This is a genomic window from Streptomyces sp. NPDC057854 (assembly GCF_042797055.1).
Taxonomy (GTDB): domain Bacteria; phylum Actinomycetota; class Actinomycetes; order Streptomycetales; family Streptomycetaceae; genus Streptomyces.
Genome location: NZ_JBHVMF010000012.1, coordinates 165,611 through 189,169, shown reverse-complemented (window position 1 = coordinate 189,169; position 23,559 = coordinate 165,611). Strand labels below are relative to the sequence as shown.

At 74.2% G+C, this 23,559-nt stretch carries 24 protein-coding genes; 9 read left to right on the top strand and 15 right to left on the bottom strand.

Translation table 11 applies throughout. From position 1 onward, the window contains the following. Positions 1–34 precede the first annotated feature (34 nt). Positions 35–1,636, top strand: coding sequence for a membrane protein (locus ACFVQZ_RS19425; protein ID WP_030493666.1), 1,602 nt, complete (start codon positions 35–37; stop codon positions 1,634–1,636). Positions 1,637–1,715: 79 nt separating this feature from the next. Here the strand turns inward: ACFVQZ_RS19425 and ACFVQZ_RS19420 are convergent, their stop codons facing one another. After that, positions 1,716–3,215, bottom strand: coding sequence for a PLP-dependent aminotransferase family protein (locus tag ACFVQZ_RS19420; RefSeq protein WP_383624182.1), 1,500 nt, complete (start codon positions 3,213–3,215; stop codon positions 1,716–1,718). 136 nt (positions 3,216–3,351) lie between these two features. Here ACFVQZ_RS19420 and ACFVQZ_RS19415 point away from each other — a divergent pair, with 136 nt between their 5' ends. The 4 genes from ACFVQZ_RS19415 (at position 3,352) to ACFVQZ_RS19400 (ending at position 6,830) form a co-directional block, all read left to right on the top strand. Continuing rightward, positions 3,352–4,020, top strand: a complete 669-nt coding sequence (locus tag ACFVQZ_RS19415; RefSeq protein ID WP_383624180.1) for a YitT family protein — start codon at positions 3,352–3,354, stop codon at positions 4,018–4,020. Then, on the top strand, positions 4,017–4,781 hold the full coding sequence (locus ACFVQZ_RS19410; RefSeq protein ID WP_383624177.1) for a glycerophosphodiester phosphodiesterase: 765 nt from the start codon (positions 4,017–4,019) through the stop codon (positions 4,779–4,781). Before ACFVQZ_RS19415 ends, ACFVQZ_RS19410 begins: the two co-directional genes overlap by 4 nt. A 48-nt stretch (positions 4,782–4,829) precedes the next feature. Continuing rightward, entirely contained in the window at positions 4,830–6,200 is a 1,371-nt protein-coding gene (locus ACFVQZ_RS19405; protein ID WP_383624174.1) for an MFS transporter, read from the top strand. A gap of 255 nt (positions 6,201–6,455) precedes the next feature. Then, on the top strand, positions 6,456–6,830 hold the full coding sequence (locus ACFVQZ_RS19400) for an RNA polymerase-binding protein RbpA (RefSeq protein WP_026278069.1): 375 nt from the start codon (positions 6,456–6,458) through the stop codon (positions 6,828–6,830). A gap of 87 nt (positions 6,831–6,917) precedes the next feature. Here the strand turns inward: ACFVQZ_RS19400 and fxsA are convergent, their stop codons facing one another. From fxsA to ACFVQZ_RS19380, 4 genes are all read right to left on the bottom strand, one after another. Further along, positions 6,918–7,514 (bottom strand): FxsA family membrane protein, encoded by a 597-nt coding sequence (fxsA, locus tag ACFVQZ_RS19395; RefSeq protein WP_383624171.1) that lies wholly within the window; start codon positions 7,512–7,514, stop codon positions 6,918–6,920. A 96-nt stretch (positions 7,515–7,610) separates the two neighbouring features. Further along, entirely contained in the window at positions 7,611–8,387 is a 777-nt protein-coding gene (locus ACFVQZ_RS19390; protein ID WP_030493660.1) for a polyprenol monophosphomannose synthase, read from the bottom strand. Between the two features lie 447 nt (positions 8,388–8,834). Next, a complete protein-coding gene (locus ACFVQZ_RS19385; RefSeq protein WP_383624166.1) occupies positions 8,835–10,460 on the bottom strand; it encodes an amidohydrolase in 1,626 nt (541 codons plus the stop codon). 9 nt (positions 10,461–10,469) lie between these two features. Further along, positions 10,470–10,910 (bottom strand): Lrp/AsnC family transcriptional regulator, encoded by a 441-nt coding sequence (locus tag ACFVQZ_RS19380; protein ID WP_030493658.1) that lies wholly within the window; start codon positions 10,908–10,910, stop codon positions 10,470–10,472. Positions 10,911–11,133: 223 nt separating this feature from the next. On the opposite strand from ACFVQZ_RS19380, the gene ACFVQZ_RS19375 reads away from it, so the two are divergent. After that, the gene (locus ACFVQZ_RS19375) at positions 11,134–11,502 is read left to right on the top strand and encodes a hypothetical protein (protein WP_383624162.1); all 369 of its coding nucleotides are present in this window, start codon (positions 11,134–11,136) and stop codon (positions 11,500–11,502) included. 288 nt (positions 11,503–11,790) lie between these two features. Then, on the top strand, positions 11,791–12,051 hold the full coding sequence (locus tag ACFVQZ_RS19370; RefSeq protein ID WP_383624159.1) for a hypothetical protein: 261 nt from the start codon (positions 11,791–11,793) through the stop codon (positions 12,049–12,051). A 12-nt stretch (positions 12,052–12,063) separates the two neighbouring features. On the opposite strand, the gene ACFVQZ_RS19365 is transcribed toward ACFVQZ_RS19370, so the two are convergent. Together ACFVQZ_RS19365 and ACFVQZ_RS19360 are read right to left on the bottom strand one after the other, a co-directional pair. Beyond that, positions 12,064–12,219, bottom strand: coding sequence for an SCO1431 family membrane protein (locus tag ACFVQZ_RS19365; RefSeq protein ID WP_107645403.1), 156 nt, complete (start codon positions 12,217–12,219; stop codon positions 12,064–12,066). A 75-nt stretch (positions 12,220–12,294) separates the two neighbouring features. Further along, positions 12,295–13,662, bottom strand: a complete 1,368-nt coding sequence (locus tag ACFVQZ_RS19360) for a peptidase C39 family protein (RefSeq protein ID WP_383624156.1) — start codon at positions 13,660–13,662, stop codon at positions 12,295–12,297. Between the two features lie 181 nt (positions 13,663–13,843). Between ACFVQZ_RS19360 and ACFVQZ_RS19355 the strand changes: the two genes are divergently transcribed. After that, positions 13,844–14,473: a uridine kinase gene (locus ACFVQZ_RS19355; protein ID WP_383624154.1), complete on the top strand. Its 630-nt coding sequence runs from the start codon at positions 13,844–13,846 to the stop codon at positions 14,471–14,473. A gap of 309 nt (positions 14,474–14,782) precedes the next feature. Continuing rightward, entirely contained in the window at positions 14,783–16,726 is a 1,944-nt protein-coding gene (locus ACFVQZ_RS19350; RefSeq protein WP_383624151.1) for an AAA family ATPase, read from the top strand. A gap of 15 nt (positions 16,727–16,741) precedes the next feature. On the opposite strand, the gene ACFVQZ_RS19345 is transcribed toward ACFVQZ_RS19350, so the two are convergent. From ACFVQZ_RS19345 to ACFVQZ_RS19310, 8 genes are all read right to left on the bottom strand, one after another. Beyond that, on the bottom strand, positions 16,742–17,806 hold the full coding sequence (locus ACFVQZ_RS19345; RefSeq protein ID WP_383624149.1) for a hemolysin family protein: 1,065 nt from the start codon (positions 17,804–17,806) through the stop codon (positions 16,742–16,744). Beyond that, positions 17,803–19,140: a hemolysin family protein gene (locus ACFVQZ_RS19340; protein WP_030493651.1), complete on the bottom strand. Its 1,338-nt coding sequence runs from the start codon at positions 19,138–19,140 to the stop codon at positions 17,803–17,805. Before ACFVQZ_RS19340 ends, ACFVQZ_RS19345 begins: the two co-directional genes overlap by 4 nt. A 307-nt stretch (positions 19,141–19,447) precedes the next feature. Then, complete coding sequence (locus ACFVQZ_RS19335) at positions 19,448–19,900, bottom strand: PH domain-containing protein (protein ID WP_383624146.1); 453 nt, start codon at positions 19,898–19,900, stop codon at positions 19,448–19,450. A gap of 37 nt (positions 19,901–19,937) precedes the next feature. Next, positions 19,938–20,786 (bottom strand): ATP phosphoribosyltransferase, encoded by an 849-nt coding sequence (gene hisG, locus ACFVQZ_RS19330; protein WP_030493649.1) that lies wholly within the window; start codon positions 20,784–20,786, stop codon positions 19,938–19,940. Between the two features lie 50 nt (positions 20,787–20,836). Further along, positions 20,837–21,118: a phosphoribosyl-ATP diphosphatase gene (locus ACFVQZ_RS19325; protein ID WP_030493648.1), complete on the bottom strand. Its 282-nt coding sequence runs from the start codon at positions 21,116–21,118 to the stop codon at positions 20,837–20,839. A gap of 35 nt (positions 21,119–21,153) precedes the next feature. After that, positions 21,154–21,639 (bottom strand): 6,7-dimethyl-8-ribityllumazine synthase, encoded by a 486-nt coding sequence (ribH, locus tag ACFVQZ_RS19320; protein ID WP_030493647.1) that lies wholly within the window; start codon positions 21,637–21,639, stop codon positions 21,154–21,156. Positions 21,640–21,670: 31 nt separating this feature from the next. Further along, positions 21,671–22,942 (bottom strand): bifunctional 3,4-dihydroxy-2-butanone-4-phosphate synthase/GTP cyclohydrolase II, encoded by a 1,272-nt coding sequence (locus tag ACFVQZ_RS19315; RefSeq protein WP_030493646.1) that lies wholly within the window; start codon positions 22,940–22,942, stop codon positions 21,671–21,673. After that, complete coding sequence (locus ACFVQZ_RS19310) at positions 22,939–23,526, bottom strand: nicotinamide mononucleotide transporter family protein (protein WP_051787633.1); 588 nt, start codon at positions 23,524–23,526, stop codon at positions 22,939–22,941. Before ACFVQZ_RS19310 ends, ACFVQZ_RS19315 begins: the two co-directional genes overlap by 4 nt. Positions 23,527–23,559 lie beyond the last annotated feature (33 nt).

The window sequence follows — 23,559 nt, the reverse complement described above, 5'->3', positions numbered from 1 at the left end:
CTCTCATCCCCTTCCACGACTCCAGGAGTACGACGTGGCCCGGCGACCACTCCCCCGCATTCTGAGCAGCGGCAGCGTGCAGCTCGCGCGCAGCCGAGAGATCGCGCGGTCGGCCGCCGACAGCGCCACCGACGTGCTCCATCCCCTGATCACGGTCTCCCGTGGTCTGCGGAAGCTGGCCGCGTCCGCGCGCGCCAAGTGGGCCGCGACCCCCAAGGAGCGGCGCGGTCCCACGCTGTTCCTGGTCGCGGCCTGCGTCCTGGTCGTCGCCCTGATGCCGTACGGGCCGCTGCTCGCGCTCGTCGCGCTCATGGGTGCCGCCGCGTGGAAGGGGCGTGAGAAACCGGTCGTCAGGACCGGACCCGACGAGACGGAGATCGCCCGGCTGAAGGGCCTGTACGAGGCCCTGGTGCCGTACTTCTCCGTCCCGGAGGACCCCGACCCGCTCTTCGCCCACGGCGGCGACTGGAGCCGGGCCTTCGGCGACCACGCCTTCGACGAGGACGGCCGCCCCGCCCGGCTCGCGATCTCCTACCCGCCGTACTTCCCCGACGGCGAGGCCGCCTCCCGCGCCCGCGTCGAGCAGCTGCTGCGGGCCAAGTCGGGGCGCGGCCGCGAGTACCGCTTCGACTGGGACGAGGAGGGCAACCGGCTCGTCATGCGGGTGCTGGACGCCCTCCCCACCACCATCGCCGCCCAGCGGTTCGTCACCGCCCCGGGCGAGACCGTGCTCGGCTTCACCGACGCCGACGCCGTGCAGCGGACCGTGCCGGTCGTCTCGTCGGACGGCTCCGAGGACGCGCCGGCCGTCGTCTGGCGCACCGGACCCCGCTCGACCGAGCCCCACCTGCTCGCCGTCGGCCAGCCCGGCAGCGGCACCACCACCCTGCTGCGCTCCCTCGCGCTCCAGGCCCTCGCCCACGGCGACGTCCTCGTCGTGGACGGCGCCGGAGCCGGCGAGTACGCCTGCCTGGTCGGCCGCGACGGCGTCCTCGGCGTGGAGAGCGAGCTGACCGGCGCCCTCGACAGCCTGGAGTGGGCCGCCCACGAGACCGAGCGCCGGCTGATCTCCGCCAACCGCGCCCGGCAGGCCGGCCACCCCGCCCCCGCCGACACCCGCCGTCCGCTGTGGATCCTCCTCGACCGCCCCGCCGTCCTGGGTCACCTGGCCGCCGCCGAGGGCCGCCCCGACCCCCAGGAACTGCTCCAGGTGCCGCTCCGGCACGGCCGCGCGGCCCAGGTGACCGTGGTGGTGGCCGAGCAGTTCGACACCGCCGACGGGCTGCACGAGGGGGTACGCGCGCACACCCGCGCCCGCGTGGTCCTCGGCCCCGCCGCCCCCGAGCAGATCGCCGCCGTCCTCGGCGCCGAGCCGCACACCACCCCGACCCCGCAGGTCCCGCCGGGCCGCGGCTACGCCCGCCTCGGCACCGGGCCGGTCCTCCGGCTCCAGGTGCCGGCCACCCCCGACCCGTACGACGACGCCGTCGGCGACGCCGACCGGCAGGCCGTCCTCGACCTGCTGCCGGAGCGGCGGGCGGCCGTCACGGTGGCCCTGGAGAAGGTCCCGGAGGCCGCGGCCGAGCCGACGCCCAGCCCCTTCCCCCGGCACGCCCCGGTCCCGGCGGAGGGCTGACGGCGCACCCGCGCGCACGGCGGAGGCCGGTACGGACCCCGGAGGTCCGTACCGGCCTCCGGCGTCCCCGGGCCCGGCCTCAGGCCACGAACGTGCGGGGCGGCTCCACTCCCCCGCCGGCCCCCGACTCCACCAGCCGGGCCGCCGCCGCCAGCCGGACCGCGGCCTCGTCGGCGACCGGCCCGCCGACGGTGAACGGCAGCCGGACGTACCCCTCGAAGGCGCCGTCGACGCCGAACCGCGGACCGGACGGCACCCGGACCCCGACCCGCTCGCCCGCCTCGGCCAGCCGCGACCCGGAGAGCCCGCCGGTGCGCACCCAGAGCGTCAGCCCGCCCCGCGGCACCTCGAACTCCCACTCCGGCAGCTCCCGGCGGACCGCGGCGACGAGCGCGTCCCGGTTCTCCCGCGCCTGCGCCCGGCGCAGCGCCACGGCCTCCTCCCAGCCGCCGGTGCGCATCAGCCAGTTGACGCCGAGCTGTTCCAGGACGGGCGTGCCCAGGTCGGCGTAGGCGCGGGCGGCGACCAGGGAGCGGATGACGTCGGGCGCGGCGCGGACCCAGCCGATCCGCATCCCGGCCCAGAACGCCTTGCTGGCCGAGCCGACGGTCAGGACCGTGGAGCCGGCGGGGTCGAAGGCGCAGACCGGCCGCGGCATCTCCACGTCGTCGTCGAGGTGGAGCTCGGTCATCGTCTCGTCGACCACGAGGACGGTGCCGGCCGCGCGGGCCGCCTCCACGAGCCGCCGCCGCTGGTCCTCGTCGGCGAGGGCGCCGGTCGGGTTGTGGAAGTCGGCGACCACGTAGGCGAGCCGGGGCGCGGCGTCGCGCAGCACCTGACGCCAGCGGCCGAGGTCCCAGCTGCCCAGCCCCTCGGACATGGCGACGGGCACCAGCCGGGCGCCGGCCTCGCGCATGAGCTGGAGGATGTTGGCGTACGAGGGCGACTCGACGGCGATCCGCTCGCCGCGCCCGGCGAAGAGGTGGCAGATCGCGTCGATGGCGCCCATGGCGCCGGTGGTGACCATGATCTGCTCGGGCATGGTCGGGATGCCGCGGGCGGTGTAGCGCTCGGCGAGCATGGCGCGCAGCGCGGGCAGGCCCGCCGGGTAGTCGCCGTGGGTGTGCGCGTACGGCGGCAGCTCCTCCAGGGCGCCCTGGACGCCGCGGGTCAGCCACGGCTCGGGGGCGGGCAGGGCGGCGCAGCCGAGGTCGATGAGGGAGCCGAGGGTCTCCGGGGGCAGCGGTTCGAGGCCGCGCGCCGGCAGCGGGTTGCCGGCCGGGACCGCGGTCCAGCTGCCGGCGCCGCGCCGGGACTCCAGGAAGCCCTCGGTGCGCAGTGCCTCGTAGGCGGCGGCGACGGTGGTGCGGCTGACGGTGAGGGCGAGGGCCAGTTCGCGCTCGGCGGGCAGCCGGGCGGCGACCGGCACCCGGCCCTCCAGGACGAGCAGGCGGATGCCGTCGGCGAGGGCGCGGTAGGCGGGCGGCTTCCGCCCGCCGGGGCCGGCGGGGCGGGGCGACTGGGCCTGGAGCTGCCGCGCGAGCTGCGCGGCCCCGACGGCCGAAGTCCACTGAGCCATGGAAATCAGTCCACCTTCATCGAATTGGCCATGGTTGGCATCCGTTCTCCCGCCACAGAGTGGCACGAGTCGGTCCACCGTCACCACACCGGGCCGCGATTCCCACCCGTCACCACCACCCCTGGGGGGCACGCACATGTCCATCGCCTCCGGCGCGCGCGGCCGGCACCTGACCCGCCGGCTCGTCCAGCTCTACGCGGGCCTGGCCCTGTACGGGATCAGCTCGGCGCTGCTGGTCCGGGCGGGGCTCGGCCTGGAGCCGTGGGGCGTGCTCCACCAGGGCCTGGCCGAGCGGACGGGGCTGACCATCGGCGTGGTGTCGATCGTCGTCGGCGCGGTCGTGCTGCTGCTGTGGATACCGATCCGGCAGCGGCCGGGCCTGGGCACGGTGTCGAACGTGTTCGTGATCGGTCTCGCGATGGACGCCACGCTGGCGCTGCTCCCGGACGGCGACGGCCTGCCGGTCCGGATCCTGCTGCTGGCGCTGGGCATCGTGCTGAACGGCGTGGCGACCGGGCTGTACATCGCGGCCCGCTTCGGCCCGGGCCCGCGCGACGGCCTGATGACCGGGCTGCACCGGCTGACCGGCCGGTCGATCCGGCTGACCCGGACCCTGATCGAGATCGCGGTCGTCGCGACCGGCTTCCTGCTCGGCGGCTCGGTCGGGGTGGGCACGGTGCTGTACGCGCTGTCGATCGGGCCGCTGGCCCAGTTCTTCCTGCGCCTCTTCGCCGTCCCGGAGTCGGACCCCGTCGGCACCGGGGTCGCCGCGGAGTCACCGGAAGGCGCCATACTGCGGCGGTGACTCGCCTACGCCACCCCTACCTCGACCACCCGCACCCGCTGCCCTTCGCCCACCGGGGCGGCACGGCGGACGGCCTGGAGAACACCGCGGCCGCCTTCCGCCGGGCCGCCGCGGCGGGCTACCGCTACTTCGAGACCGACGTGCACACCACCGCGGACGGGATTCTCGTCGCCTTCCACGACGCGACCCTGGACCGGGTGACGGACGCCACCGGTCTGATCCGCGACCTGCCGTGGGCGGCGGTGCGGGAGGCCCGGGTCGCCGGCAAGGAGCCGCTGCCGCTCTTCGAGGACCTGCTGCACGAGTTCCCCGAGGCCCGCTGGAACGTGGACCTCAAGGCCGAGTCGGCGCTCGCCCCGCTGGTGGACCTGATCGCCCGCGCCGACGCCTGGGACCGGGTCCTGGTCGGCTCGTTCACCGAGGCCCGGGTGGCCCGGGCGCAGCGGCTGGCCGGACCCCGGCTGGCGACCTCGTACGGGGTGACCGGAGTGGCGGCGCTGCGGATGCGGTCCTTCGGACTGCCCGCCCCGCTGCGGGCCGGCGCGGTCGCCGCGCAGGTGCCGGAGACGCAGGGCGGGATCCGGGTGGTGGACCGCCGGTTCGTCCGGGCGGCCCACGCGCGCGGGCTCCAGGTGCACGTGTGGACCGTGAACGATCCGGAGCGCATGGACTCTCTCCTGGACCTGGGGGTGGATGGCATCATGACCGATCATCTGGAGACGCTGCGCGAGGTTCTGGTGGCCCGTGGGGCATGGGCCTGAGGCCGCGGGGCGGCCCGGCGACGGGGACGAGCGAGGGGGCGTGCGGCCGTGACCGCCGAGACGACCGGTCCTGAGGGGCCCATCACCGATCCCGCCGGGCGGAAGCGGGAGCAGCGCGGCTGGTACTTCTACGACTTCGCCTGCTCGGTCTACTCGACCAGCGTCGTCACCGTGTTCCTGGGGCCGTACCTGAAGACGGTGGCGGAGAACGCCGCCGGCGCGGACGGCCGGGTGCACCCGCTGGGCATACCCGTGGCGCCGGGTTCGCTCTTCCCGTACGCCGTCTCGGCGTCGCTGGTGGTGGCGATCGTCGCGATGCCGCTGGTGAGCGCGGCGGCGGACCGCTGGGGCCGCAAGAAGCCGCTGCTCGCGGCGGCGGCGTACCTCGGGGCGGGCGCGACGACCGGCATGTTCTTCCTGGAGGGGACCCGGTACCTGCTGGGCACCTTCCTGCTGATCGTGGCGAACGCGTCCTTCGCCGTCGCGATGATGCTCTACAACGCCTACCTGCCGCAGATCGCCGGCCCGGAGGAGCGCGACGAGGTGTCCTCGCGCGGCTGGGCGTTCGGCTACACGTCGGGCGCGCTGGTCCTGGTGCTCAACCTGGTGCTGTACTCCGCCCACGCGTCCTTCGGGCTGGAGGAGGGCGAGGCGGTCCGGATCTGTCTGGCGTCGGCGGGGCTGTGGTGGGGCGCCTTCGCGCTCATCCCGCTGAAGCGGCTGCGGGACCGGCGGCTGCCGCCCGCCGCCGGCCGGCCGGCGGGCGAGGGGGCGGTGGGCGCGGGCTGGCGGCAGCTGCGGTCGACGATCCGGGACATGCGCCGGCACCCGCTGACGCTGGCGTTCCTGCTCGCCTACCTGGTCTACAACGACGGGGTGCAGACGGTGATCTCGCAGGCGGCGATCTTCGGCGAGGAGGAGCTGGGCCTGGAGAAGACCACGCTGATCACGGCGGTGCTGCTGGTGCAGGTGCTCGCGGTGGCGGGCGCGCTGCTGATGGCCCGGTTCGCCCGGTCGTACGGCGCCAAGCGGACCATCCTGGGCGCGCTGGTGGTGTGGACGGTGATCCTCGCGGCCGGGTATCTGCTGCCGGCCGGGGCGCCGGTCTTCTTCTACTGCCTGGCGGCGGCGATCGGGCTGGTGATGGGCGGCACCCAGGCGCTGTCCCGCTCGTTGTTCTCGCATCTGGTGCCGGAGGGGAAGGAGGCGGAGTACTTCTCGGCGTACGAGCTGAGCGACCGCGGGCTGAGCTGGCTGGGGCCGCTGATGTTCGGCCTCGTGTACCAGCTGACGGACAGCTACCGAGCTGCCATCATCTCTCTCGTGATCTTCTTCGTGGCCGGTTTCGCGCTGCTCGCCAGGGTCCCCGTACGGGACGCCGCGCACGAGGCGGGCAATGTCGTACCCGAGCGAATTTAGACGCGGAAGTGAAAGGCCGGTAGTGTACGCGTTTGGCCTGCCAGGCGGACCGTTACTGCGTGCTGCTTTGGTGAAGACGCCGTGTCACATCTGCCGCCGGATGTGACAAAACGGGCACTGGTGGGTACAACAAGGGGCGGCACGACGGGCGACGCATGACCCGGAACGGGAATCTTTATCGCCGACCGGACGTTGACCGGATGACGACGACAGCGACACCTGTCCTGTGGGCGACAAGCCCGGGAGGCACGATTCATGAGTGAGCGAGCTCTTCGCGGCACGCGCCTCGTGGTGACCAGCTACGAGACCGACCGCGGCATCGATCTGGCCCCGCGCCAGGCCGTGGAGTACGCATGCGAGAAGGGCCATCGTTTTGAGATGCCCTTCTCGGTGGAGGCGGAGATTCCGCCGGAGTGGGAATGCAAGGTCTGCGGAAGCCAGGCGCTTCTGGTGGACGGCGACGGACCCGAGGAGAAGAAGGGCAAGCCGGCGCGTACGCACTGGGACATGCTCATGGAGCGGCGCACCCGCGAGGAGCTGGAGGAGGTCCTCGCCGAAAGGCTGGCCGTCCTGCGCTCCGGCGCCATGAACATCGCGGTGCATCCGCGCGACAGCCGCAAGTCCGCCTGACGGACGCCACGGCAGAGCTACGCCGAGGGGCCCGGTACACGATCCGTGTACCGGGCCCCTCGGCGTTCCCGTGCCGTACACCCCCGGTCAGGGGGTCAGCGGCGGGCGCTGCCCGTCACCGGGGCGGTACGGGCCCTGGGGCGCGTCGTCGCGGACCACCTCACCCTGGACCACCTTTCCGTCCGGCCGGTGCATGCGAGCCTGCTGGAAGGCGTCCTGGAAGCTTCCGGGAGGTGCGGCGGCCATCCGGCGCTCGACGGCCCGCTCCGCGGCGCGCCCGAGGGCGGCGCGGACCGGGGGCACGAGCAGCAGCAGACCGGCGGCGTCGGAGAGCAGGCCGGGGATCATGAGCAGCAGGCCGCCCAGCATCAGGAAGCCGTTGCGGTCCTCGGCGCCCTTCCGGTCGGCCTCGGCCGGGACCGTGCCGCTCTGCGCGGCGGCCTGGGCCTGCTGGAAGGTGGAGTTCAGATGGGCGAAGGCCCGCCGGCCGGCCCGCTTGACGACGGTGGCGCCGAGAACGGCGCCGCCGACGAGGAGCAGCAGCACGGTCAGTCCGCCGGCCACGTCCGCCACGACGGTGAGCAGCCAGATCTCCAGGACCAGCCAGGCGGCGAGGCCGAGGGGCAGGAAGGTGCGCGCGCGGGAGCGCTTGGGTGCGTGAGGGGGCGGTGCGCCGGTCGTCATGCGGTCCAGTGTGCCTGGCGCGCCGCAGGAACGTCGTAAGGAAAGGATCAGCCCGGACCGCGGGCGCGGTCCGGGCCGGGTGGTGCGGGGCGGGCGTCAGCCGCGCTTGCGGCCGACCAGCTTGGCGACCTTCTCGGCGCGGGCGGTGAGGCCCCAGCCGGTGACCCGCCACAGCGCCTCGACGAGGATGTCGCGGCTCATCTTGGAGTCGCCGATCTCGCGCTCGACGAAGGTGATGGGGACCTCGACGACGTGGAAGCCGGCGGCGACGGCCCGGCGGGCGAGGTCGACCTGGAAGCAGTAGCCGGCCGAGGCCACGTTCTCCAGGCCCAGGCCCTCCAGGGTCTCCTTGCGGAAGGCGCGGTAGCCGCCGGTGACGTCGCGGATCGGGACGTCGAGCATGACGCGGGAGTAGAGGCTGCCGCCGCGGGAGATGAACTCGCGGGACTTCGGCCAGTTCACGATCCGGCCGCCCGGCACCCAGCGGGAGCCGAGGACGAGGTCGGCGCCCTTCAGGGCGGTGAGCAGCCGGGGCAGTTCCTCGGGCTGGTGGGAGCCGTCGGCGTCCATCTCGACCAGCACGTCGAAGCCGTGGTCGATGCCCCAGCGGAAGCCGGCCAGGTAGGCGGCGCCGAGCCCTTCCTTGCCCTTGCGGTGCAGGACGTGGACGTGGTCGTCGTCGGCCGCGAGCTCGTCGGCGAACTTGCCGGTGCCGTCGGGGCTGTTGTCGTCGGCGACGAGGATGTGCGCCTCGGGCACGGCTTCCCGTACGCGCGCGACGATCGGCCTGATGTTGTCCGCCTCGTTGTAGGTCGGAATGATCACCAAAGCCTTGCCGAGCGGGCCGTAACGCCTCACGCCACCGTCGTTCACTACTGCCCCTTCGGATACAGACACAGGCCCCCACCTTAGCGAGGTCTCCGGCGTGGTCTGGTCCTGCGGGGTGTGAGACGTGCGACGCCGGACCGGGCGGGGTGCGGTGCGGGGCCCGGCGTCCTTCGGTCCGACCCGGGACCCGCTGGCTGCGGATCGGCCGAAGGCCGTTGTCTACTGAACGTCCGGGCCCCACCCGGGTCGCACCTTCCGCCGGTGAAACCTTCCCTCGCGGCCGAGGCGCGGGCGGCGGTCGGCATCGGCGGGGAGGCGTGGTCCGGTCGGACGTCCTGTGGTGGACGCGGGAGAACCTACCGGGCCGGGACGGTCGGCTGTCAACACCCGTTTGACCTGCGGAGTTACCGAGAAACCGCAGGCCGGAGGGGAAGATCCGCAGGTCGGGGGCGAACCCGTGGTGCGTACACCCGGGCGGCCGTCAACCGCACATCACTCGTTCGGCCGTACGAACACCGTCTGCCCGTGCACCACGGTCCGCAGGCAGACGGGGAGCTCGACCCCGGGGGACAGATCAGGCAGACCGGGCGTCCCTGAGCGGGGGTCGGTGGACCAGCGGGCCACCCGGTCGTCGGGGGCCTGGACGACCAGCTCGCCGGTCCGCCAGACCGCGTAGTCGGCGGGGGCGCCGGGGACGAGGACGCCGGCGTCGTCCCGGCCGACCGCGCGCCAGCCACCGCGCGTGTGGGCGGTGAAGGCGGCCCGGACCGAGACCCGGTGCTCGGGGGTGCGGTGGAAGGCGGCGGCCCGGACGGTCCCCCACGGGTCGAGCGGGGTGACCGGGCTGTCCGAGCCGAAGGCGAGCGGCACGCCGGCCCGGAGCAGGGCCGCGTACGGGTTGAGGGTGCGGGCCCGCTCGGCGCCCAGGCGCTCGGCGTACATGCCCTCGTCGCCGCCCCAGAGGGCGTCGAAGGCGGGCTGGACGGAGGCGGTGAGGCCGAGCTCGGCGAAGGCGGCGACCGTCTCGGGGGTGAGCATCTCGGCGTGCTCCACCCGGTGCCGGGCGGCCCGGATCCGGGCCAGGCCGAGCTTGTCGGCGGCGGCCCGGAAGCCGTCCACGACGGCACTGACGGCGGCGTCGCCGATGGCGTGGAAACCGGCCTGGAGGCCCGCCTCGGTGCAGGCGACGACGTGGGCGGCGACCGTGGCGGCGTCCAGGTGGGCGGCGCCGGTGCGGCCGGCCGCGTCCGCGTACGGCTCGTGGAGGCAGGCGGTGTGCGAGCCGAGGGAGCCGTCGGCGAAGAGGTCGCCGGCCGCGCCGAGGGCGCCGAGCGCGCGGGCCCGCTCGATGTCGAGGTCGGCCCAGTAGCCGACCACGCGGGGGCCGGGCTCGCTGCGGGCGAGGTCCATCAGACCGGTGAAGTCGTCCTCGGAGGAAATCCGCGGCCCGCCGCACTCGTGGAGGGTGCCGATGCCGAGGGACGCGGCGTGCGCCCGGGCCGCGCGCTGGGCCTCGGTGCGCTGGCGGGCGGAGACGGCCCCGAAGGCGGCGGCGCGGACCGCGTGGTGGGCGTCGCCGGTCAGCGGCTCGCCGTCGTGGAAGCCGTCGAGGCCGCGGACGCCGGGGACCAGGTCGAGCAGGGCGGTGGTGACGACGGCCGAGTGGACGTCGATCCGGGTGAGGTAGAGGGGACGGCCGCCGGTCAGCGCGTCGAGCTCGTCCCGGCGCGGGGCGCGCCGCTCGGGCCAGCGGGAGGCGTCCCAGCCGTGCCCGATGAGGATGCGGTCCTCGGGGCGGGCGGCGGCGTGGGCGCGGACCAGCTCCGCCGCCTCGGCGAGCGAGGCGGCGGAGGAGAGGTCCAGGCCGGTGAGGGCGAAGCCGGTGGCCGTGGTGTGGACGTGGGCGTCCACGAAGGCCGGGGTGACGAGCGCGCCCTCCAGGTCGATCACCTCGTCCACGCCGGCGGCGAAGGCGTCGGCGGCGCCCTCCTCGCCCACCCAGGCGATGTGGCCGCGCTCCACCACCATGGCGGTGGCGAAGGGATCGGCGGGGCTGTGGACTTCTCCACCGCGCAGGAGCACGGTGCGGTGTGCGCCGGAGTTCAGGGTGTCGCTCATGCGACCAGGCTAAATGCGCGGCGGCCTGGCTTCGTACGGGGTGGACAGGACGACGGTGGTGCGGCTGGAGACGTGCGCCTGGGAGCGGATGCGGCTGAGCAGGTGCTCCAGCTCCAGCGGTGTGGCCACACGGACCTTGAGGATGTAGTTCTCGTCACCGGCGACGCTGTGGCACGCCTCGATCTCGGGGATGTCGGCGAGCCGGTCGGGGGTGTCGTCGGGGGCGCTGGGGTCGAAGGGTTTGACCGAGATGAAGGCCGTCAGCGGCAGACCCACCGCCTCGGGGTCGACGACGGCGGCATAGCCCCGGATGACACCGCGCTGCTCCAGCCGGCGGACGCGCTGATGCACGGCCGACGTGGACAGGCCGGTGGCCTTGCCCAGGTCGGTGTAGCTCATGCGCCCGTCCTTGACGAGCAACTCCACGATCTGACGATCCAGCTCCTCCATGCGCCGACCCTATTGCGCCGAAGGGTCCCGGGCCCAGCCGGGTGCGGGCCGTATGCACCGCTATCGGCCGCCGCGGGGCACCTGCGACCGGCATGTGACGAACGCCACAGGCCTGGCCGGTGCTCGGCGGCCCGCGCACGGTTATGCGGACGCCCGCATGGGAAGGGCTTGCTGTGGTCCCGGCCGCACAGTACCGGCCGACCTGTCCGAGGGGGAGTTCTCCATGCTGGAGCCCGTTGATTCCGTCGACACGTCCGATGAGTTCGACGCGTACGACACGTTCGAGATGTTCCGGGTGATCTGCCCGGAGTGCGATCAGCCGATCGCCCTGCTGGCGGACGAGGACGCGCTGCCCGAGCACGCGCTGTGCCCGTCCCCCTGGAACCCCTTCACGCTCACGGTCTGCCCGGGCACCGGACGGCCCGCCGCCGAGGCCGACTCCGCCGACGAGGAGGCGGGCGTCCAGGAGCAGGACACCGCGCTGCTGCTGACGCTGCCGCAGGGTCTGGACTGGCGGACGCAGCCGTTCTCGCACATCGGCGGCCCGGGCTCGCGGCCGATCCGCGCGGCGCAGCTGCGCCGCGCGGCCTGAGTCCCGGTCCGGGGTTGGCGGTCGCGCGCCGGCGCGCGACCGCCGGGCGCCGGGTAAGGGGCGAACTGGCGCCCGAATCCGTCCGGCGGTGACCCGGCGGGGGCGGGGTGCGTTGGTCCGGGCATGACCACGCTGTACTCCCCATCCAGCGGAGTCGGTCGGCATCGGCAGACCGAACCGCGCGGTGAAGAATCGGTTCCGCACCGGATTCCGGGCGGGACGGCCGCGCCCGCCCCGGCCCCCGACGGCCCTCCGCCGGCGCCCGGGGACACCCCCGCTCCGGCGGCCGTGCCGGCGCCCGCCGCGCCGGTGCCCACGCTGGTCGCGGCGCCCGCTCCCGTACCGGCTCCGCTGCCCGCGCCGGTGCCCGTGCAGGTCCACCCAGACCCGCCGATCTACCAGGCGCTGCACGCGCTCTGGGCCAGCCAGGGGCGGACGGTGCCCGGGCACCGGGACGCCGAGTGGGCCCGGCTCGCCGCGGGGCCCGTCTGGGCCGACCGGACCGTGCGGGTCAGCGGCACCCTGGTCGCGCCGGTGCGGGGACGCTGACCGCCCGCCGGGTCACATGAGACCCGCGCGGGTGACGAGGACGGCGAGAAGGACGACGAGGGTCCAGCCGAGGACGTGCTCCAGCAGCTCGGGACCGCGGTCGTCCTGGGGGCCGCCCGTGCGGGTGCGCGTGAGGAGACGGCCGGCGGAGGTGGTGGTGGCGCTCATGGCCACCACGATGAGGCACGCGCCCGGCACCCGGCCAGAGACGTCCCTCACACCCCCGCCCGCCCCGGGGCCCGCTCAGAGCACCCCGACGGCCCCAAGTGCCTTGCGCTGCGCGGGAGTCGGCCGGTCGGGGAAGTACAGGTAGCAGACCCCTCCTGTGCCCGACACCACTTTCCCGCTCGCGTTGTACCGCTTCGTCCGCAGCCAGACGTTCTCCCACTCGCGGCGCCGGTAGACCCGGCGAACGGCCTCGTTGGTCGGAGAGGCCGGGTCGTTGGCGATCACGTCGCCGTCGGCGGTGAAGCCGATCACCGTCATGAGGTGGCCGGAGGTGCCGTACCCGGCGCCGGTCAGCTCCTCCGCGCGGAAGGACTGGGAGGTGATGGCCGGGATGCCGGCCCAGATCAGGGTCTCCAGGTCGGTGAGCGAGCGGAGCCGGGTCACCACCGCGTTCAGGTCGGGGTACGAGGCCGCGTAGGCGGCGTTGAAGGGCCAGTTCCCGCAGCCGGAGTACTGGTGGTCGTAGGTGAAGCGGGCCGCGTGGCAGACCTGCGGGTCGGCGAAGTCCGGATTCACCCAGGCCAGGTCGTCGGCGGACGGGCCGCGGCCCCAGTACTCGACGATCATCTGCGAGGAGGTCGGACTGCACCACGCCTCGCCGCCGTTGTCGTATTCGGGGTACTGGCCGATGTGGGTGTTCTGCGAGTAGCGGGGCACCGCCAGTTCGCGGGCGAGGCCGGGCACGGAGGCCGGGACCGTGAACCGGTCCGGGACGTCCGACGCCATCGCGCCGACCCGCCACACCGTGGGCGTGAGCGACGTGCCCGGACGGCGGTAGAGGGTCAGCCGGAGGCGGTACGCGACGAGCCGGATGCCGCTCGCCGGATCGTCCACCGCGAAGGTGTCCGTCCAGACGGTGCTCCGGCCGTCCGTCTGGTCGTCGACCGAGGTGCGCTTGATGTCGCCGTCGCCCGAGGCCCAGCGGCCCATCACGAACCACGGCGTCCCGGTCCCGTCCCCGTACGTGCCGGAGAGCTCCACCTGCAGCCAGGTGCCGGCCGGCGTGCGGGCATTCCAGGAGGCGATCACCTCGGTCGCGGGCACCGCCGGGGTGTGCGCGGGCGAGGTCCAGCGGGCGTACTCCCAGGCGGAGGTGCGGCCGGTGTGCGGGTCGGTGTAGTCGGTACGGCCCACGGGGGCGTCCAGGACCAGGCCCGGGCGGTACCCGGCGACGGCCCGGGTGCCCTCGGCGTCCCCGGACCGCCAGTCGGTGTACGTCGACCAGAAGCGGTTGGCGACGGTCGCGGAGGCCGACGGGCCGGCCCCCTCCTCCGTACCGCCGGGTTCGGAGGCCGAGGCGGGTGCGGCTCCGGCCGCGGCCGTGCCGGCGGCGGCCGCGAGCGCCGCGGCGAGGACGGTCCGGCGTGAGGCTGATCCGGGCATGGCGAGGACCCCCAGTCGAGGACGGAACGGCGATCGGGCGGGCTGCGCGGGCCCACTATCCCGGCTCGGCCGGACGTCCGCCAGCACTTCGGCCCGCGTCGCCTCCCCCGTCATGGGTATGGACCACTGACGGCGACACCGCCCTGACCTGGACGGGCACCCCTGACCTACCCTGGGCGGCATGGACGACCTCGACCGCGCGGCCCGCGCGCTGCGCCGGCTGCCGCCCTCGCTCGGACCCGTCCGGCTGGTCGCGGTCGACGGCCACGCGGGCTCCGGCAAGTCCACCCTCGCCGGCCGGCTCGCCGCCGCGCTCGGCGGCGCCCCCGTGCTGCGCCTCGACGACCTCGCCACCCACGAGGAGCTGTTTTCCTGGACCGGCCGGCTCCGCGAGCAGGTCCTGGAGCCGCTGTCGCGCGGCACGACCGCGCGCTATCACCCGTACGACTGGAATCTCCGGCGCTTCGGCCCCGCCCGCGCGCTGCCGCCGGCGCCGGTGGTGCTGGTGGAGGGCGTGGGAGCCGGGCGGCGGGAGCTGCGCCCCCACCTGGCGTGGCTGCTGTGGATGGAGCGGCCCGCCGGAGCCTCCTGGGAGCGGGGCCGGCGCCGGGACGGGCCGGAACAGGCCGCGTTCTGGGACGGCTGGGTGGTGGCGGAGACTCGCCATTTCGCCGAAGACCCGTCGCGGCCCTTCGCCGACACGCTGGTACGGGAGCGGACCGAGGGGTACGACTGGCTTCCCGGGCCCGCTGTGACGACGACCCCGACCCCCGCCATCACCCACCGTGACGGCGTGATGGCGATGGACTGAGCCTGTGGAACTCCGCTTCCGCAAGTCCCCCGAGGGCGCTTGACCCCGGGGGCGTGCAGGTCTTACGTTCTCAATGTGCGGCTTTTCGACAGCCGCCGCAGACACGAAGCCCCCGGTTGTTCCCCCGTGATCGGGGGCTTCGTTCTGCCCTTCCGCGGCCCCTCTGGACCCGCGTCCCGGCCCCGCGCTCACCCAGGGTCACCGCTTCCGGATCTTGCGCTTCTCCTTAAGCGCACCACCCCTGCGCAGGTACGATGCCCGCAGGTGCGGTCAAATCCCGTCCATACGCCGACGGTTGTGGGGGACCCGATGGACATCGGCACGCAGGGCGCGCAGGCCCCCGCCGAACTCGCCTGGCTGCGCGGAGTGGACGCCTACACGATGGGCGCCTACCCGCAGGCCGAGGAGGAGTTCCGGGCGGCCGTCCGGATCGATCCCGGCATGGCGGACGCCTGGCTGGGGCTGCACGCGCTCCGGGTCGACACGACGGCCGCGCTGCTGCGCATGTACCGCAACCGCGAGCGCTTCGGCGAACAGCGCACCCGGCACCGACGCACCCTCAACTCCTGGTACTGGCTGGGCTGGTGGGTGCAGCCGGTGCTCGAAAGCCCGCGCGACCTGCTGCTCGCGCACGCCTCCCACTGGCTCGACGGGCGGCACGTGCCGGAACTGGACCGCGCCCTCGCCGAACTGCCGCCGGTCGACACCGACCCCCAGGTCCGGTTCCTGCACGCCTGCCGCGCCTATCTGGTCAAGGACTGGGAGCAGCTGGTCCGGCACACCGAACCGCTCGTCGACGACCCGCTGCTCGGCATCGAGGCGGGTCTCTTCGGCGGCATGGCCCGGGTCCGGCTGGAGATGTACGGGCAGGCCGAGCCGCTGCTCTCGGCGGCCCTGATGCGCTGCCGCAGCGAGCAGCCGCAGCGGAAGGAGCTGCGCTACTGGCTGGCCCGGGCGCACGAGGGCACCGGCCGCAGCGCCGCCGCGCTGCCCCTCTACCGGGCGGTGCACCGCGTCGACCCGGCGTTCATGGACACCGCCGCCCGGCTCGCCGCCATCGCCGAGTACGACGGCTTCGACGGGCTCGACGGCATGGACGACCAGGCCGGTCTCGCCGCCGTCGTCCTGGGCACGGCGGGTGCCGGCCCCGGCCAGGACGGCACGGACACCGCCGCCGGGACGGAGCCCGAGATCGGGGCCCCGGGCACTCCGGGGGCTCCGGGCGTTCCGGGCGCTTCCGGCGGCGACGGGCCGCGCCGCTCCCCCGACCCCGTGCCGGCCGCGCCGCCGGAGGTCGTACGGCACAGCTCGCCGGTGCCCGCCCAGGCCGGGCCGCCGCGCTTCCCGGCCGGACCCACCGACCCGGTGCTGCTCGCCGAGGCCCTGGCCGAACTGGAGGGCATGGTCGGGCTCGATCCGGTGAAGCGGCAGGTCAAGGCGCTCTCGGCGCAGCTGGAGATGGCCCGGCTGCGGGCCGGGCAGGGGCTGCCGGTGCAGCCGCCGAAGCGGCACTTCGTCTTCTCCGGGCCGTCCGGCACCGGGAAGACGACGGTGGCCCGGATCCTGGGGCGGGTCTTCTACGCGCTCGGCCTGCTCGGCGGCGACCACCTGGTCGAAGCCCAACGGGCCGACCTCGTCGGCGAGTTCCTGGGCCAGACGGCGGTGAAGGCGAACGAGCTGATCGACTCCGCGGTCGGCGGGGTGCTGTTCGTCGACGAGGCGTACGCGCTCTCCAACTCGGGCTACAGCAAGGGCGACGCCTACGGCGACGAAGCCCTCCAGGTGCTGCTGAAGCGGGCCGAGGACAACCGCGACCACCTCGTCGTGATCCTCGCCGGCTACCCGGAGGGCATGGACCGGCTGCTCGCCGCCAACCCCGGGCTGTCCTCCCGCTTCACCACCCGGGTCGACTTCCCGTCGTACCGGCCGGCCGAACTGACCGCGATCGGCGAGGTGCTGGCCGCGGCGAACGGCGACGGCTGGGACGAGGAGGCGCTGGAGGAGCTGCGCTCGATCAACGCCCACGTGGTCGAGCAGGGCTGGATCGACGAACTGGGCAACGGGCGTTTCCTGCGCACCCTGTACGAGAAGTCCTGCGCCTACCGCGACCTGCGGCTCTCCGGCTACTCCGGCACGCTGACCCGCGAGGACCTGGCCACGCTGCGGCTCGCCGACCTGATGCAGGCGTACGGGGAGGTGCTGTCGGGCCGCGGTCCGGCGGACCGCGGCCCCCAGCAGGAACCCCCGTTCTGACCCGGGCGGCGCTTCCTAGCGCGCCGGCGCCGGCGCCGGGGCGGGCGTCAGCCGGTGCGCGGGGTCGCGGACCTCGCCCACCAGCATCTCCAGGACGTCCTCCAGGGCCACCAGGCCGAGGATCCGCCCGGAGGCGTCCGCGACCTGCGCCAGGTGGGTCGCCGCCCTGCGCATCACGGTGAGGGCGTCGTCGAGCGGCAGCTCGGCCCGGAGCGTCGCCATCGGGCGCCACAGCTGGTGCGGCACCGCCCGCTCCCGCTCCTCCAGGTCCAGGACGTCCTTCACGTGCACGAAGCCCAGGAAGACGCCCGGGCGCCGGCCTTCGGCGCGGACCGGGAAGCGCGAGTAGCCGGTGCGCACGGTCAGCTCCTCGATCTGGCGGGGGGTGACCGACGGCGGGACGGTGACCAGCGAGGCCGCGGGGATGAGGACGTCGGTGACCGGGCGGCTGCCCAGCTCCAGGGCGTCCTCCAGGCGCTCCTGCGCGGCCGGGTCGAGGAGCCCGGCCTGCCCGGCGTCCTCGACGAGGCGGCCGAGCTGGGCGCTGGTGAAGACGGCCTCGATCTCGTCCTTGGGCTCGACCCGGAAGGCCCGCAGCACCAGCCGCGAGCAGGCGCCCAGGGCTGTCGTCACGGGCCGGCAGAGCCGGGCGAAGCCCACCAGGGCCGGGGCGAGCCAGAGGGCGGTCCGTTCGGGCGCGGCCATCGCGAGGTTCTTCGGGACCATCTCGCCGATGACGAGGTGGAGGAAGACGACCGCGGCGAGGGCGATCACGTAGCCGAGCGGGTGGATCAGGCCGGCGGGGACGCCGGCGGCGTGGAAGGCCGGCTCCAGGAGGTGGGCGACGGTCGGTTCGGCGACCGCGCCCAGCGTGAGCGAGCAGACGGTGATGCCGAACTGCGCGGCGGCCATCATCCGCGGCAGGTTCTCCAGGCCGTACAGCACCTGGGCGGCGCGGGCGCCGCCGAGCGGCTCGATCTGGCTGCGGCGGACGGAGACGAGCGCGAACTCGGCGCCGACGAAGAAGCCGTTGGCCAGGACGAGGAGGACGGCGAGGAGGAGTTGCAGGGTGCTGCTCACCGGACCGCCTCCGCCATCGGCACCGGGGCGGTGCGCACGATCCGGACCCGTTCGGCCCGGAACCGGTCGACGCGGCGGACCGAGAGCCGCCAGCCGGGCAGTTCGGCCCGGTCGCCGGGGGCGGGGATCCGGCCGAGGAGGTCGGCGACGAGCCCGGCGACGGTCTCGTACGGGCCGTCCGGCACGTCGAGACCTATCCGGCGCAGGGTGTGGACCCGGCAGGAGCCGTCGGCCTCCCAGGCGGGGCGGCCGTCCTCGGCGGGTGCGGCGGCCAGCTCGGGGCGGGCGTCGGCCGCGGTGTCGTGCTCGTCGCGGACCTCGCCGACGAGCTCCTCGACGATGTCCTCCAGGGTGACCACGCCGGCCGTGCCGCCGTACTCGTCGACGACGACGGCGATCGGCTGCTCGCGGCGCAGCCGCTCCAGGAGAGCCTGCACGGGCAGCGTCTCGGGGACCAGCAGCGGCGGGACGGCGATCCGGCCGACGGAGGTGCGCGGGCGGGCGTCGGGGGCGACGGCGAGCGCGTCCTTGAGGTGGACCATGCCGACGACCTCGTCGATGCGGTCCCGGTAGACGGGGAAGCGCGAGAGGCCGGTGGCACGGGTCAGGTTGAGGACGTCGGCGGCGGTGGCGTCCCACTGGAGGGCGCTGACCTTCACGCGCGGGGTCATGACCTGCTCTGCGGTGAGGCCGGCGAGGGACAGGGTCCGTACGAAGAGGTCGGCGGTGTCCTGTTCGAGGGCGCCGGCCCGGGCCGAGTGCCGGGCGAGCGATTCCAGCTCGCCGGGGGTGCGGACCGAGTCCAGCTCGTCGGTGGGCTCGACGCCGAAGGCGCGGACGAGTCCGTTCGCCACCCGGTTGAGCAGGGCGATCACCGGCCGGAACACGGCCGAGAAGCGGCGCTGCGGGGCGGCGACGAAGCGGGCGACCTGGAGCGGCCGGGAGACCGCCCAGTTCTTGGGGACGAGTTCGCCGACGACCATCTGCACCGCCGAGGCGAGCAGCATGCCGGTCACCACGGCGACGCCGGAGGCGGCGCCCGCGGGGAGCCCGAGGGCGGTCAGCGGCGGGGCGAGCAGTCCGGCGAGCGCGGGCTCGGCGAGCATGCCGACGACGAGCGAGGTAAGGGTGATGCCGAGCTGGGTGCCGGAGAGCTGGAAGGACAGCTCGCGCAGCGCCGAGACGACGGTGCGGGCGCGCCGGTCGCCGGCGGCCGCGGCCCGCTCGGCCTCCGCGCGCTCGACGGTCACGAGACCGAACTCGGCGGCGACGAAGAAGCCGTTGGCGAGGATCAGGAGGAAGGCTGCCAGCAGGAGCAGCAGGGAGACGATCATGCCGCCGCCTCGGGGGAGAGGGCGGCGCGGGTACTACCGGACGATCCGTCCATTGCCGGAGGGAGTCACTCCTCGGGTCGAAGGGTGGCCTCGCCCGGCCGCCGGCGGGGGCGTTCCGGTACGACGCGAGGCGGTGGCGCACCGGGCGCCACCGCCTCAAGAGTAGTCACGCGAACGCCCCCCGTGGCAGGGGGGACGCCCCGGATGGGGGACGGACGGGGGTCTCCCCTGACGCCCGTGCGGGGGTCGTCCCGGACGCGGAGCCGGGGGCGCCCCCGGCGCGCGGGGCCGGTCCCGGCGCGGGGGGTCAGGCCGTCTCGGTGCCGGTGCCGTGGGAGTCGGCGAGGGCGCGCAGGGCGCGGGCGTCGCGGATGGCGGCTTCCTTGGCGATCCCGGGCTGGATGCCGAGGGCGGGCAGGCTGGTGCCGTCGCTGAGGTCCAGGAAGACCCAGGGGTCGCCGGGACGGAGGTTGACGCGGAGGATCTCCGCCCAGGCGAGGCGCCGGGTGCGGGTGATGTTGACGACCGTGACGCCCTCGTCGTCGGCGACGACCTTGGGGCGGCTCAGCAGCACCAGCACGCCGAGGAAGAGCGCGGCGGTGAAGACGAAGCTGGCCCGCTCCCCCGGTCCGAGCCGTTCCAGCATCAGCGCCACGGCGGTGATCGCCGCGAACATGGCGATCCCCACGGTCAGCAGGACGGCGCGGGTGCGGCCCGGCCGGAAGGTGACCGGGAGGGCGGGCGTGGGCTGCTCGGACATGGGGGTACCTCGGTGCCTGGAACGGTGCGGCAGGGGGTCAGAGACGGCAGGCGTGGATCGCGGTGGTGAGGATCGCGCGGGCGCCGATCTCGTACAGGTCGTCCATGATCCGCTGCGCGTCCTTGGCGGGGACCATCGCGCGGACGGCGACCCAGCCCTCGTTGTGCAGCGGGGAGATGGTCGGCGACTCCAGGCCCGGGGTGAGGGCGACGGCCTGCTCCAGGTGCTCGGCGCGGCAGTCGTAGTCCATCATCACGTAGCTGCGGGCCACCAGGACGCCCTGGAGGCGGCGCAGGAACTGCTGGACCTGCGGGTGGTCGGTGTCGGCGCCGTGTCGGCGGACGACGACCGCCTCGGACCGGAGGATCGGCTCGCCGATGACCTCCAGGCCGGCGTTGCGCAGGCTGGTGCCGGTCTCGACGACGTCGGCGATGATCTCGGCGACGCCGAGCTGGATCGCGGTCTCGACGGCGCCGTCCAGGTGGACGACGGAGGCGTCGATGCCCTGGTCGGCGAGGTGCTTGGCGACGATGCCCTCGTAGGAGGTGGCGATCGTCATGCCGCCGAAGTCCTCGGGGCCCTTGGCGGTGCCCGGGCGGGTGGCGTAGCGGAAGGTGGAGCGGCCGAAGTTCAGGGCCAGGATCTCCTCGGCGCTGGCACCGGAGTCCAGCAGCAGGTCACGGCCGGTGATGCCGATGTCCAGCTTGCCGGACGCCACGTAGATCGCGATGTCCTTCGGCCGCAGGTAGAAGAACTCGACCTCGTTCTCGGGGTCGATGACCACCAGCTCCTTGGACTCCTTGCGCTGGCGGTAGCCGGCCTCATGGAGCATGGCCGACGCAGGTCCGGAGAGGGAACCCTTGTTGGGGACGGCGATGCGCAGCATGGGGTGGGCTTCCTTTGCCTGGGAGTGGTGGGAGCGGGGGGTGGGGGTGCTCAGAGGTGGGCGTAGACGTCGTCGAGGGAGATCCCGCGGGCGACCATCATCACCTGGACGTGGTACAGCAGCTGCGAGATCTCCTCGGCGGCGGCTTCCTTGCCCTCGTACTCGGCGGCCATCCAGACCTCGGCGGCCTCCTCGACGACCTTCTTGCCGATGGCATGGACGCCCTTGCCGACCAGTTCCGCGGTGCGGGAGGTGGCGGGGTCGCCGGTCTCGGCCTTGAGCTTCAGCTCGTCGAAGAGCTCTTCGAAGCTCTTCCGGGTTTCGTTCGCCATGATGGTCCTAAGAGTACGGGGTGGGGGTCCGCTCCTCAGCGCCAGGGTTCGCTGACGGTGCGCAGCGTGGTGGCGGTGGCGACGGCGGCGGTGACCGCCTCGTGGCCCTTGTCCTCGGAGGAGCCTTCGAGGCCGGCCCGGTCGAGCGCCTGCTCCTCGGTGTCGACGGTGAGGACGCCGAATCCGACGGGTACGCCGGTGTCGACCGCGACCTGGGTGAGGCCCTGGGTGACGCCCTGGCACACGTACTCGAAGTGCGGCGTTCCGCCGCGGATGACGACGCCGAGCGCCACGACGGCATCGTAGCCGCGCCCGGCGAGGACCTTGGCCACGACGGGGAGTTCGAAGCTGCCGGGGACGCGGAGCAGGGTGGGCTCGTCGATGCCGAGTTCGGCCAGGGCGCGCAGGGCGCCGTCCACCAGGCCGTCCATGATCTTCTCGTGCCACTGGGCCGCGACGACCGCGACCCGCAGGTCGCCGCAGTTCTTCACGCTGAGGACGGGTGCGCCCTTGCCGCTCATGGTTCTCCTTGCAGGTCGTACGGGGGTGTGGTTACTGGTTGCCGCAGGTGGGGGCCGGGGAGCCGTCCAGCCAGGGCAGGTCGTGGCCCATCCGGTCGCGCTTGGTGCGCAGGTAGCCGAGGTTGTGCTCGCCGGCGGTGACGGGCATCGGTTCGCGGCCCTCGACGGCGAGGCCGTGGCGGGTGAGGGCGTCGATCTTGTCGGGGTTGTTGGTCATCAGGCGGAGGCTGCGGACGCCGAGGTCGGCGAGGATCTGCGCGCCGGCCGCGTAGTCGCGGGCGTCGGCGGGCAGGCCGAGTTCGAGGTTGGCGTCGAGGGTGTCGCGGCCGCGCTCCTGGAGCTCGTACGCGCGCAGCTTGGAGAGCAGGCCGATGCCGCGCCCCTCGTGGCCGCGGAGGTAGACGACGACGCCGCGGCCGGCCTCCTGGATGCGGTCCATCGACGCCTGGAGCTGGGGGCCGCAGTCGCAGCGCAGCGAGTGGAAGACGTCGCCGGTGAGGCATTCGGAGTGGACCCGGACGAGGACGGACTGGCCGTCGCCGATCTCGCCGTGGACGAGGGCGACGTGCTCGACGCCGTCGACGGTGGAGCGGTAGCCGTAGGCGGTGAAGTCGCCGTGGGCGGTGGGGAGCCGGACCTCGGCCTCGCGGCGGACGGTGGGTTCGGCGGAGCGGCGGTAGGCGATCAGGTCCTCGATGGAGATGATCGTCAGGCCGTGCTTGCGGGCGAAGGGTACGAGTTCGGGGAGCCGGAGCATCACGCCGTCCTCGCCGGCGATCTCGACGATCGCGCCGGCCGGGCGGAGTCCGGCGAGCCGGGCGAGGTCGACGGCGGCCTCGGTGTGGCCGGGGCGGGCGAGGACGCCGCCCTCGCGGGCGCGGAGCGGGAAGATGTGGCCGGGGCGGACGAAGTCGGACGGCTCGTGCCGGCCGCTCGCGAGCATCCGGAGGGTGGTGGCGCGGTCGGCGGCGGAGATGCCGGTGGTGACGCCGTGCTCGGGGCCCGCGTCGACGGAGACGGTGAAGGCCGTGCGCATCGACTCGGTGTTGTGCTCGACCATCTGCGGGAGGCGGAGCCGCTCCAGTTCGGCGTGCTCCATGGGGGCGCAGATGAGGCCGCGGCACTCGGTCATCATGAAGGCGACGACCTCGGGGGTGGCCTTCTCGGCGGCGATGACGAGGTCGCCCTCGTTCTCGCGGTCCTCGTCGTCGACGACGACCACGGGGCGGCCGGCGGCGATGTCGCGGATCGCCTGCTCGACGGGGTCGAGGACGAGGGTCTCGTCCGGGTCCCAGGCGTTCATGCGGGGGCTCCTTCCAGGGCGGGGGTGCGGGACCGGAGCCACCAGTCGCGCATGCCCCACAGGACCAGGGCGAAGTAGACGACGTAGACCAGGCCGGAGAAGGCGAGGCCGCTGCTGAAGGCGAGCGGGACGCCGACGAGGTCGACGAGCAGCCAGGCGAACCAGAACTCGACCAGGCCGCGGGCCTGGGCGATCATGGCGACGAGGGTGCCGACGAAGATGTACGCGTCGGCCCACGGGCTCCAGGAGAGCGACGGGTAGAGGGTGAAGAGCCCGCCGACGGCGAGGGTGCCGAGGACGGCGCCGCCCGCGAGGAGGCCGCGCTCCTTCCAGGTGGCGAAGCGGACGGCGATGGACCCGTCCTGGGCCTGCTGCCTGCCGCGGTTCCACTGCCACCAGCCCCAGGCGGCGACGCCGATGACGAGGAGCTGCTTGCCGACGCCGCCGGCGAGGTGGGCGGAGGCGTAGGCGCCGACGAGGATCAGGCCGGAGAGGAGCTGGGCGGGCCAGGTGAGGATGGAGCGGCGCCAGCCGAGGGCCAGGGCGATGAGGCCGATGGTGTTGCCGATCATGTCGGACCACATGATGTGCTGGTCGAGGACGGTGAACGCCTCGGA

What these genes read in the sequence shown, in the direction of transcription:
- ACFVQZ_RS19420 (WP_383624182.1), bottom strand. Translation starts at nt 3,215, where the DNA reads ATGGCTCAGTGGACTTCGGCCGTCGGGGCCGCGCAGCTCGCGCGGCAG.
- ACFVQZ_RS19415 (WP_383624180.1), top strand. Translation starts at nt 3,352, where the DNA reads ATGTCCATCGCCTCCGGCGCGCGCGGCCGGCACCTGACCCGCCGGCTC.
- ACFVQZ_RS19400 (WP_026278069.1), top strand. Translation starts at nt 6,456, where the DNA reads ATGAGTGAGCGAGCTCTTCGCGGCACGCGCCTCGTGGTGACCAGCTAC.
- fxsA (WP_383624171.1), bottom strand. Translation starts at nt 7,514, where the DNA reads ATGACGACCGGCGCACCGCCCCCTCACGCACCCAAGCGCTCCCGCGCG.
- ACFVQZ_RS19385 (WP_383624166.1), bottom strand. Translation starts at nt 10,460, where the DNA reads ATGAGCGACACCCTGAACTCCGGCGCACACCGCACCGTGCTCCTGCGC.
- ACFVQZ_RS19380 (WP_030493658.1), bottom strand. Translation starts at nt 10,910, where the DNA reads ATGGAGGAGCTGGATCGTCAGATCGTGGAGTTGCTCGTCAAGGACGGG.
- ACFVQZ_RS19375 (WP_383624162.1), top strand. Translation starts at nt 11,134, where the DNA reads ATGCTGGAGCCCGTTGATTCCGTCGACACGTCCGATGAGTTCGACGCG.
- ACFVQZ_RS19365 (WP_107645403.1), bottom strand. Translation starts at nt 12,219, where the DNA reads ATGAGCGCCACCACCACCTCCGCCGGCCGTCTCCTCACGCGCACCCGC.
- ACFVQZ_RS19360 (WP_383624156.1), bottom strand. Translation starts at nt 13,662, where the DNA reads ATGCCCGGATCAGCCTCACGCCGGACCGTCCTCGCCGCGGCGCTCGCG.
- ACFVQZ_RS19355 (WP_383624154.1), top strand. Translation starts at nt 13,844, where the DNA reads ATGGACGACCTCGACCGCGCGGCCCGCGCGCTGCGCCGGCTGCCGCCC.
- ACFVQZ_RS19350 (WP_383624151.1), top strand. Translation starts at nt 14,783, where the DNA reads ATGGACATCGGCACGCAGGGCGCGCAGGCCCCCGCCGAACTCGCCTGG.
- ACFVQZ_RS19340 (WP_030493651.1), bottom strand. Translation starts at nt 19,140, where the DNA reads ATGATCGTCTCCCTGCTGCTCCTGCTGGCAGCCTTCCTCCTGATCCTC.
- ACFVQZ_RS19335 (WP_383624146.1), bottom strand. Translation starts at nt 19,900, where the DNA reads ATGTCCGAGCAGCCCACGCCCGCCCTCCCGGTCACCTTCCGGCCGGGC.
- hisG (WP_030493649.1), bottom strand. Translation starts at nt 20,786, where the DNA reads ATGCTGCGCATCGCCGTCCCCAACAAGGGTTCCCTCTCCGGACCTGCG.
- ACFVQZ_RS19325 (WP_030493648.1), bottom strand. Translation starts at nt 21,118, where the DNA reads ATGGCGAACGAAACCCGGAAGAGCTTCGAAGAGCTCTTCGACGAGCTG.
- ribH (WP_030493647.1), bottom strand. Translation starts at nt 21,639, where the DNA reads ATGAGCGGCAAGGGCGCACCCGTCCTCAGCGTGAAGAACTGCGGCGAC.
- ACFVQZ_RS19315 (WP_030493646.1), bottom strand. Translation starts at nt 22,942, where the DNA reads ATGAACGCCTGGGACCCGGACGAGACCCTCGTCCTCGACCCCGTCGAG.
- ACFVQZ_RS19310 (WP_051787633.1), bottom strand. Translation starts at nt 23,526, where the DNA reads ATGTGGTCCGACATGATCGGCAACACCATCGGCCTCATCGCCCTGGCC.